The sequence below is a fragment of the Plantactinospora sp. ZYX-F-223 genome, assembly GCF_039649625.1.
GTDB lineage: Bacteria > Actinomycetota > Actinomycetes > Mycobacteriales > Micromonosporaceae > Plantactinospora.
In genome coordinates this window covers 1-9,003 of the sequence record NZ_JBDJAV010000104.1, presented here as the reverse complement: position 1 = coordinate 9,003, position 9,003 = coordinate 1, and the positions used below count along the sequence as shown (strand labels likewise).

Genomic DNA, 9,003 nt, shown 5'->3' with positions numbered 1-9,003 from the left:
TCGGCGTCACCGGCCGGACGGCACCAGCCGTCGGCGTCACCGGCCGGACGGCACCAGCGTCGTGGTCACTGGCCGACGGCTCCTGCCGTCGGCATGACCGGCCCGCGTCGGCGTGACGGGCCGGGAGGCACCTGCTGTCGGAAAGGCGGCTATCTCGCCGGAACGCGCGGGGCCGGGGCGTGTGCCGGCGGTGCGCCCGGCGCGACGAACGGTAGCCCGGCCGGCGGTCCCTGCTCGACGAGCCGCCACAGCGCGGTGGTGTCGAGGTGCTCCTCCACCAGGTCGCCGAGGAGGTCCAGGGTGCGTTCCCGGGCCGCGCCGAACGAGGTGTCCGGGGCGACCTGGAAACCGTGCCGGCCGGCGAGTCGGGCCACCTCGGTGAGGAACCGGCGACGAAACCCGTCCGAGGTGAACGCGCCGTGCCAGTGGGTGCCGAAAAGGTGGCCTACCGCCGCGCCCTCCGGCCGGCCGTCCGAGTAGTGGATCAGTGCTGACGGTGCCGGATCGGCACCGGAGACGTACCCGTGGTGGATCTCGTAGCCCTGGACCGGGACCGACCCGAACGCCGTGCCCACCGATCGCGTCACGGTCTTGGTGGCGCCGAAAGTGATCTCGATGGGCAGCAGGCCGAGGCCGGCGACCCGGCCACGCCCGCTCTCCACCTCGTCGTCGATGCTGCGGGCCAGCATCTGGTAGCCGCCGCAGATGCCGAGCAACGGCCGCCCGGCCGCCACGTGTGCGTGCACCACGTCGGCCAGCCCGGTACGGCGCAGCCAGTCGAGATCGGCCACGGTCGACTTCGTGCCGGGCAGTACGACAAGGTCGGCGGCGGCCACCTCGGCCGGCTCGACGGTCAGCCGAACCCGTACCCCCGGCTCGGTGGCCAGCGCCTCCACGTCGGTGGCGTTGGAGACCCGGGGCAGCCGGACCACCGCCACGTCCAGCCACTCGCGGCCCTTCGGCGGTGCCGGTCGGCCGAGCACCCGCCCGTAGGCGAGCGAGTCCTCGGCGTCCAGCCAGAGGTCGACGTGCCAGGGCAGCACCCCGTAGGTGGGTCGCCCGGTGAGCTGGGTCAGCATGTCGAGCCCGGGACGGAGCAGATCCAGGTCGCCCCGGAACTTGTTGACCACGAAGCCGGCCACGAGTTCCTGGTCGGCGGCGTCCAGCAGGGCCACGGTGCCGAACATCGACGCGAAGACGCCGCCCCGGTCGATGTCGCCGACCACGATCGTCGGCAGCCGGGCATGCCGGGCCAGGCCCATGTTGGCGTAGTCGGTGTCCCGCAGGTTGATCTCGGCCGGGCTGCCCGCCCCCTCGCAGACCACCACCTCGTACTCGGCGCGGAGCTCGGCGAGCGCCTCGAAGGCGGCCGTGGCGAGCCGGGGGCGCAGGGTACGGAAGTTGCCGGCGGTGACGGTGTCGACCGCCCGGCCGAGCAGCACCACCTGGCTCGACCGGTCACTACCGGGCTTCAGCAGTACCGGATTGAACCGCAGGTCAGGTGGCACGCCGCAGGCGGCGGCCTGCATGGCCTGCGCCCGACCGATCTCGCCGCCCCGCCCGTCCGGCCCGACCACCACCGCGGAGTTGTTGGACATGTTCTGCGCCTTGAACGGCGCCACCCTGACCCCCTGGCGGTGCAGCCAGCGGCAGATGCCGGCGGTGAGTACGCTCTTGCCGGCGTCCGAGGTGGTGCCGGCGACCAGCAGACCGCCGCTCATCGGGCTCACCTGGCTCACCGGTTTCGTCAGGCTCACCGGGCTGACCGGGCCCGCTGGTCGGCTGCCCGGATCGGCCCCGGTGACGTCCACTCCGTCCCGGAGGGTGTGGCGAGTCTTGGCAACCGGGGGGCGAGCCAACCGGCTGTGACCCGGCGCGGCCGGCTGGTGGCCGCGTACGCCACCGCCAGGCCCAGTGCGGCGAGCCCGACCGCTCCGGAGAGCCGGGCGGCCCGATCGATGTGCCGCACCTCCGGCCGAGGGCCGTCCCCGAGGAACGGCCGGACCTCGGAGCGTCCGAAGTAGACGTTGCGGCCGCCCAGCCGGACGCCCAGCGCACCGGCCATCGCCGCCTCGCACTGCCCGGCGTTCGGACTGGGATGGTCCGCCCGGTCGCGCCGCCAGATCCGCCAGGCACGCGTCCGGTCGCCCCTGACCAGCGGGGCGGCGGCGATGGTGAGCAAACCGGTCAGCCGGGACGGCAGCAGGTTGAGCAGGTCGTCGAGGCGGGCGGCGGCGGTGCCGAACCGGGCGTACCGCTCCGATCGGTGCCCGACCATCGCGTCCAGGGTGTTCGCCGCCCGGTAGCCCAGCAGACCGGGCAGCCCGGCCACCGCACCCCAGAGCAGCGGCGCGACCACCGCGTCGGAGGTGTTCTCCGCCACCGACTCGACGGTGGCCCGGGCGAGTTCGGGCTCGTCCAGCGCGGCCGGGTCCCGCCCGCAGAGGTGGCCCAGCCGTTGCCGGGCCGCCGGCACGTCCGCCCGGCGAAGTGCCTGGCTCATGACCGTGGCTTCCCGCCGCAGGGTCCGTCCGCCGAGCACCGTCCAGGTGGCGGCGGCGACCAGCGCCGCGCGGGTCAGCGGTCGGTGCCGGGTGGCGACCGCCGCCGCCCCGCCGAGAACCACCGGTACGCCGACCGCCAGCGCCGCGAACCCGGCACCCGACGTACGCCGAGGCTGGTACATCCGGCGTTCGAGCGCGGCTGCGAACTGCCCGAAACCGGCGACCGGATGACCCCGCCGGGGGTCACCGAAGAGCGCGTCGAGTGCATAGCCGGCGGCCAGCCCGGCGGCGTTGGCCGCGCCGCCGCCCAGCCACCCCGGCACCCTGTCCCGACCGCCGGTCCGACGCGTCCGGCCGGGTCGTCTCCTGCCGCGCCCGCCCACCGCGTCGCCGGTTCCGGACAACCTGCTGTCTGGGCGCACGGCGATCACCTCCCCTGTCGCGGAGCCTAGTCCGGACCGCGACGAGGCCGATCAACACCTCGCTGACCAGCGACAGTGCCGGTGCGGCGGGTCGGGCGGTGCACGCGCCCACGACGGGCCACCGCGGCACCGGATAGGGTCGCGGGCGGCCCCGCGACAGCGGGGTACGCAGCCGGGAGGCGCCGTACGACCGGACATCCCGGCACAATCCGGCCGACGGGAGGCGTAAGTGCTGGCCATCGATGTGCCTATCGAGGAGGTCCGATGACCAGTGTGACGCCCGTCACCGAGGAAGCCGCCAATCGATCGGCCACGGCCGGTCGGGTGCAGGAGGCCGGTACGGCGCAGGAAGCCGGCACGGTGCCGCAGGCCGACGGAGCAGCAGGTGGCAGCGAGCGGGCAGGCGGCAACCAGGCGACGGATACCGGCCAGGCAGGACGAGGTCGCGCGAACGGCGCGCTGCACCGGCTGCCGTCCCTGACCGGGCTGCGGTGGGTCGCCGCGATGCTGGTCTTCGGTTTTCACATCGGCACCATGCAGATCGTCGCCGAGCCCGGATATCGCCAGATCGTCGACTGGGTCTTCACGCTCGGCCTCTCCGGGGTGCAGTTCTTCTTCATCCTCAGCGGCTTCGTGCTGGTCTGGTCCGCCCGGCCGGGTGACACGAAGCGTGCGTTCTGGCGGCGTCGGGCCGCGAAGATCTATCCGAACCACCTGGTCACCTGGGCCGTGGTCATCGCACTCGCGTTGTACTGGGCCGACCCCGTCAACCTGAAGGCAGCGCTGGCCAACCTGTTCCTGGTGCAGGCCTGGATCCCGGTTGACGGCTACTTCTACAGCATCAACAACGTCAGTTGGTCGCTCGCCTGCGAGATGTTCTTCTATCTCTCGCTGCCGTTCGTCCTCCCACTGATCCGCCGGATGCGGGCGTGGCAGCTCTACGCCGTCGTCATCGCCATGCCACTGCTCATCCTGGCGATGTGGCCGGGCCAGCAACTGCTGCCGGAGACCGCCCGCTGGTGGTTTACCCAGATCTTCCCGATCGTGCGCTCCTTCGAGTTCTGGATGGGCGTCGCCGCCGCCGAGCTCATGCTGCGGGGGAAGTGGCGAGGGCCGGGGCTGCTCGTCTCCACCGGCCTCTTCGTCGCGATCTGGGTGGCGTCGATGGAGTGGATCCGCGCCGAACTCTGGACCACCGTGCTGGCCTTCGGCTACGTACTGGTGATCGCGAGTGCGGCCCGGGCGGACACCACCGGCCGCTGGTCGCCCTGGCGGTCCCGACCGCTGGTCTGGCTCGGCGAGGTGTCGTTCGCGTTCTATCTGGTCCATGTGTTCCTGATCAAGGCCATCTTCCGGTTCGCCGGGCACACCGGCGGGTTTCCCGGCTGGCAGGGCCCGGTCGTGGCGGTCGCCCTGCTGTTGGTGAGCATCGCCGCCGCCTGGTTGCTCTTCCAGTTCGTCGAGACACCGATGATGCGTCTCCTCAGTCCGCGACGCCGGCCTGGAACCGCACCACCGCGATCCACCGTCGTACGCCAGCGACAACCCGAGCAACCGGGTGAATCGGCTGTGGACACCAGGCCGGAGCCGATCGGAGACGCTGCCGGGCCGGGGCCCGCCGGAAAGGCTGCCGGGGCGGTGCCGGCACCTCGGCATGGCCAGCAATCCCGGGAGGATTTCGACAGCCGCCCCCGAGCGAGGGCTTAGTTCGGAGACCGGAAAGGGTGTGGTATCTCCCTCACCCACAGCGCCCACGGGCCCCGCAGCAATAGACAGCCGGCTGCTTCACGGTGGAGTGGGGAGATCGGCCGGTGCCGCGACCGACCTCCCCACCCTCGGCCGGCCCGGATGGCGGTGGGGAGGCGACCACCGCGTCGATCCGGGCGACCCGCTGTCCGGCACCTACCGGGGCCGGACCGCCGGACCAGGCGTGTTCGGGCCAGAACCCTTCCGGCCACGAGCGCCTGGGCCGGATGTGTTCAGACGGACACCGGCAGTCGGCCACGGCCACGGCGGCCACGCCCGGCGCCGCGGTCTGCGGTGTCGGCGTCGTTCTCGTCGCGGAACTCCTGGTCGTCCTCGTCCCCGCCGTTGGCGCCGAGGTCGATCTCGCCGTCCTCGACATCAACCGCGTCGATGCCGTCCCGCCCTTCGTCACCACTGCGCGGACCGTAGGCGGCGCCAGTCGGCGGGGTGACCGCCTCGGCCGGGTCGGTCACGTCACCGTCGGGCGGCCCGTCGAGGTCGATCCGGCCGTCGAAGGGGTCGGCCGGCAGGTGGGCCGAACCGAAGTCCTGGCCCGGCGGAACCGGCAGGCCACGGTATTCGTCGTCGTCCAGCGGGCGCTCGTCGGGCAACACCGGCGCTTCCTCGGGCGACACCGACTCGGTGGTCTCGCCGTGCACCCGGGCCTCGGCCTCGGCCTCCTCCATCGAGGAGGTCGCCATCGACGGCCGGTTGCGGGCGAACCTTCCCCTTCCCCGGGACAGGTCGTGACCGACGGCCACCGCCTCCAACTCGTACATGGTCCGGTGGTTGCCCGCGTCGTCGGTCCAGTCCCGCGTGTACAGCCGGCCGACCACGACGACCGGGTCGCCGACCATCACCGAGGAGGCGACGCCCTCCGCCAGCTTCCGCCAACAGTTCACCCTGACGCGCAGGCTGTTGCCGTCGACCCACCGCCCGCTCTCCCGGTCGAGGCGGCGGGCGGTCGAGGCCACCTTGAAGTTGGCCACCAGGGTGCCGCTCTGGGTGGTACGCCGCCATTCCGGGGCGGTCAGCACATTGCCGACAATAGTTACGTAAGTATCGAACATCGTCCCTCCACAGGGATCCAGTTGTTCCCGTCCGAGCCGACTCGACCGACAGCGTCGCCGCCGTACCCGACAGGCCGCCACCGTCGCCGGCCCGCCTGTGGACAACCGAATGCCCTGTGGAAAAGGCCCTGATCAAGGACTGTTCTGGTATTGCCGAGTAGCGTCGGAGAGGTGGAACCGGACCTGCTCGGACCGCCCTACGAGCGGCAGACGATCGACCTGGGCCGCGATGAGGAGGGGCCGGTGCTGGCCACCCTGATCCGGCGCCGGGCCAGCCGGCCGAGTGATCGGGGCGTGCTCTACGTGCACGGCTTCGTCGACTACTTCTTCCAGACCCACCTGGCGGACTTCTTCGTCGAGCACGGCTGGAACTTCTACGCGATCGACCTGCGCAAACACGGGCGCAGCCTGCTGCCGCACCAGACACCGAACTTCTGCCACGACGTGACGGAGTACTTCCCGGAACTCGACGCAGCGGCCCGGATCATCCGCGAGACGGACGGCAACCGGACGTTGCTGGTCAACGGACACTCGACCGGTGGCCTGGTCACCGCACTCTGGGCGCACGCGCGCCGATCCGCCGGTATCGTCGACGGACTTTTCCTGAACAGCCCGTTCTTCGACCTCAACATGCCCTGGCTGGTCCGCCGGCCGGCCCTGGCGATGCTCGCGCGGATCAGCCATCGGATGCCGTACCGGACCGTCCCCCGCCGGCTCTCCGCCGTGTACGGCCACAGCCTGCACGCCGAGCACCGGGGCGAGTGGACCTACGACCTCACCTGGAAGCCGGTCGACGGTTTCCCGATCCGGGTCGGCTGGCTCGCCGCGATCCGGCGGGCGCAGCGGCAACTGCGGGCCGGGCTGGAGATCCCGGTACCGGTCCTGGTGAGCATCTCGGACCGCAGTTTCCGGGGGCGGACCTGGCACGAGTCCGCCGCGCTGTCGGACGCCGTACTCGACGTCGAGCACATCGCCCGCTGGGCGCCGAAGCTGGGTCGGCACGTGACGCTCATCCGCTTCGACGGCGCTCTGCACGACCTCACCCTGTCCGGGCCGGCCGTACGTCAGCAGGTGTTCACCGAGTTGGCCCGCTGGGCCTCGGCTTACGTCGCTTCGAGCCCCGCACCGGCGGCCGCTCCGGCCAGTCCGTCGTCCCTCCGTCACCCGATCGCTGCCGAGGCAGACGGTACGGGCCGGGCTCCGAGCCCGACGCGCCCCGCCACCGGCCCGGTTCGGGTTCCGAGTCCAGCTCCGGCTCCGGACGAGGGCCGCCATGCCACCGGGCCCGGCCGGCCCCTGATCCCGGCCGGGGATCGTCCCGCCGGCGGTCCGGCTCGGGTGCGGACTCCGGTTCCGGCCGAGAGTCACCTCGCCACCGCCCGGGAATCTGGCCCGGCTCCTCCGCTCGGCGAGCGCTCCGCCACCGGTCCGGCTCAGGTTCCGGTCCCGGGGCCGTGCCCCGCCAGCTCCCCGGCTCCCGGAACGGCTCCGGCTCCCGGAACCGCTCCGGACCCTCGCGCGCAGTCTCCCGGAACCGCTCCGGACCCTCGCGTGGAGCCTCCCGGAACCGCTCCGGACCCTCGCGCGCAGTCTCCCGGAACCGCTCCGGACCCGCCCGGAGGCCACGGTCCCGCTCCGGACTCTCCCGGCGATCCGGCTCCTCCCACTGATCCGGCTGTGGCTCGGCCTCCGGCGTCGTCCGGTATGCCGACCAGCCGCCCTGCCGCCACACCAGCAGCTCGCGACTGAGCAGATTCTGGTCGCCCGCGAAGAAGATCCGGTCCACCGCCCGCCGCACCTTCGCCATGCCGGGCCGGGACGCCGTACCAGTGACGATCACCACGTCCCGGGCCGGTACGCCGACGACCAGCTCGCCCGGCACGGACCGCTCCAAGTCCTCCCAGACCTCGGCGGCGAGCAGCACGGTGGATTCCAGCCCGCCGAACGAGAGCATCGGCGCGGGCGGCTGTCCGTCGATCCGCAACCGCGGCAACAGCCGGTAGAGATTGTCGACGGCCACCTGCCGCAGCTCAGCCTGGCTGACCTCAAGCTCGTCCAGGTCATCCCAGGTGACAAGGCGATTACCGTACGGTGGTCCGAACGAGTAGCCGACGTCGAGGTCCTCGGTGAAGTCTTCGAGCAGGTGGTTCTCGCCGTACCTGGTGTCTTCGGTCGACACCAGCAGCGGCAGAAACATTGTGCTCGTCAACTGCACGCTTTGAAACCTAGTATGTGCAGGCCAGATCGTCACGTCCTCGCCGACCGTTGTCCCGGCAGCGGTAGCCTGCTGGGGCACACGACCACGCCCGCGCCCGTAGCTCAGCGGATAGAGCAGCTGCCTTCTAAGCAGTTGGTCGCAGGTTCGAATCCTGCCGGGCGCACCAGCGCGAGGCCCTGACCAGCGACGCGAGGTCCTGACCAGCGAAACGCCGGCCAGGACCTCAAGGTTTGCCCATGCGAACTTGGATCGTCCCCCGAAACCCCTCGGTAACGCCTGTCGGCGATCAGGTCGTGGCGCGCCCGCGTTGCGGGGTGCAACTGTCCGAATGCCCTGCGGCCCTGCCTCGGTTGGGTCAGCCGTGTTGGGTGATCAGTTCGCGGGGTTTGGCGGCGGTCAGGGTCGCGATCCGGGTGGTCGCCGTGCGGGTGAGCAGCCCACGCGTTCCAGCTTGCGCAAAATCTGGGTGAGCATCTGCTGGCTGACACCGGCGATGCGGCGGGCGAGTTCGCTATGCCGCTGAGGGCCGTCGGTAGCGTTGTCCCGATGTCGAAGATTCTGGTAACCGGCATGTCGGGAACGGGCAAGTCGTCGGCGCTCGCCGAACTTGGCCGACGCGGTTATCGCGCCGTAGACACCGATGATCCGGGCTGGCGCGAGTATCGCGAGTATGTTGAGTTCTCTGACGAGGTGCACCGCGGGGAGTGGCTCTGGGTCGAGGAGAGGATCACCGCGCTGCTGGACTCCGATGATGGTCGCTCACTCTTCGTTCAAGGGTGCGTGAGGAACCAGTCGAAGTTCTACGACCGTTTCAACGCAGTCGTCCTGCTCAGCGCCCCTGCTGACGTGATCCTCGACCGGGTCGCGCGCAGAACGACGAACGAGTACGGGAAGACTCCGGTGGAACGAGCGATGATCTTGGATGACCTCGCCAGGGTCGAGCCGGTGCTCAGAGCGAGCTGCACGCATGAGCTGGATGCCAGCCGACCGCTCGATGAAGTCGTCGCCGACTTGATCGCGATCGCATCGCATCCGACCATGGC

At 71.2% G+C, this 9,003-nt stretch carries 7 protein-coding genes, 1 tRNA gene and 1 pseudogene; 5 read left to right on the top strand and 4 right to left on the bottom strand.

Annotated elements, in window-relative coordinates; translation table 11 throughout:
* Positions 1-149: 149 nt before the first annotated feature.
* Positions 150-1,721 (bottom strand): cobyric acid synthase, encoded by a 1,572-nt coding sequence (locus tag AAH979_RS42015; protein WP_346263693.1) that lies wholly within the window; start codon positions 1,719-1,721, stop codon positions 150-152.
* 32 nt (positions 1,722-1,753) lie between these two features.
* Positions 1,754-2,827, bottom strand: a complete 1,074-nt coding sequence (locus tag AAH979_RS42010; RefSeq protein WP_346263692.1) for a cobalamin biosynthesis protein — start codon at positions 2,825-2,827, stop codon at positions 1,754-1,756.
* Between the two features lie 363 nt (positions 2,828-3,190).
* Here AAH979_RS42010 and AAH979_RS42005 point away from each other — a divergent pair, with 363 nt between their 5' ends.
* Positions 3,191-4,633: an acyltransferase gene (locus AAH979_RS42005; RefSeq protein ID WP_346263691.1), complete on the top strand. Its 1,443-nt coding sequence runs from the start codon at positions 3,191-3,193 to the stop codon at positions 4,631-4,633.
* Positions 4,634-4,905: 272 nt separating this feature from the next.
* Here the strand turns inward: AAH979_RS42005 and ssb are convergent, their stop codons facing one another.
* On the bottom strand, positions 4,906-5,742 hold the full coding sequence (ssb, locus tag AAH979_RS42000) for a single-stranded DNA-binding protein (protein WP_346263690.1): 837 nt from the start codon (positions 5,740-5,742) through the stop codon (positions 4,906-4,908).
* Positions 5,743-5,913: 171 nt separating this feature from the next.
* Between ssb and AAH979_RS41995 the strand changes: the two are divergent.
* The 3 genes and pseudogenes from AAH979_RS41995 to AAH979_RS41985 form a co-directional block, all read left to right on the top strand.
* A pseudogene (locus AAH979_RS41995) lies at positions 5,914-6,852 on the top strand (alpha/beta hydrolase); the annotation flags it as partial.
* A 719-nt stretch (positions 6,853-7,571) separates the two neighbouring features.
* Positions 7,572-7,745: a hypothetical protein gene (locus AAH979_RS41990; protein WP_346263689.1), complete on the top strand. Its 174-nt coding sequence runs from the start codon at positions 7,572-7,574 to the stop codon at positions 7,743-7,745.
* 305 nt (positions 7,746-8,050) lie between these two features.
* A tRNA-Arg gene (locus AAH979_RS41985) sits at positions 8,051-8,126 on the top strand.
* A gap of 230 nt (positions 8,127-8,356) precedes the next feature.
* Here the strand turns inward: AAH979_RS41985 and AAH979_RS41980 are convergent.
* Positions 8,357-8,455 (bottom strand): hypothetical protein, encoded by a 99-nt coding sequence (locus tag AAH979_RS41980; RefSeq protein WP_346263694.1) that lies wholly within the window; start codon positions 8,453-8,455, stop codon positions 8,357-8,359.
* A 51-nt stretch (positions 8,456-8,506) separates the two neighbouring features.
* Here AAH979_RS41980 and AAH979_RS41975 point away from each other — a divergent pair.
* On the top strand, positions 8,507-9,003 hold a 497-nt coding region (locus AAH979_RS41975; protein WP_346263688.1), incomplete at its 3' end, for an AAA family ATPase.

What these genes read in the sequence shown, in the direction of transcription:
- ssb (WP_346263690.1), bottom strand. Translation starts at nt 5,742, where the DNA reads ATGTTCGATACTTACGTAACTATTGTCGGCAATGTGCTGACCGCCCCG.
- AAH979_RS42015 (WP_346263693.1), bottom strand. Translation starts at nt 1,721, where the DNA reads ATGAGCGGCGGTCTGCTGGTCGCCGGCACCACCTCGGACGCCGGCAAG.
- AAH979_RS42005 (WP_346263691.1), top strand. Translation starts at nt 3,191, where the DNA reads ATGACCAGTGTGACGCCCGTCACCGAGGAAGCCGCCAATCGATCGGCC.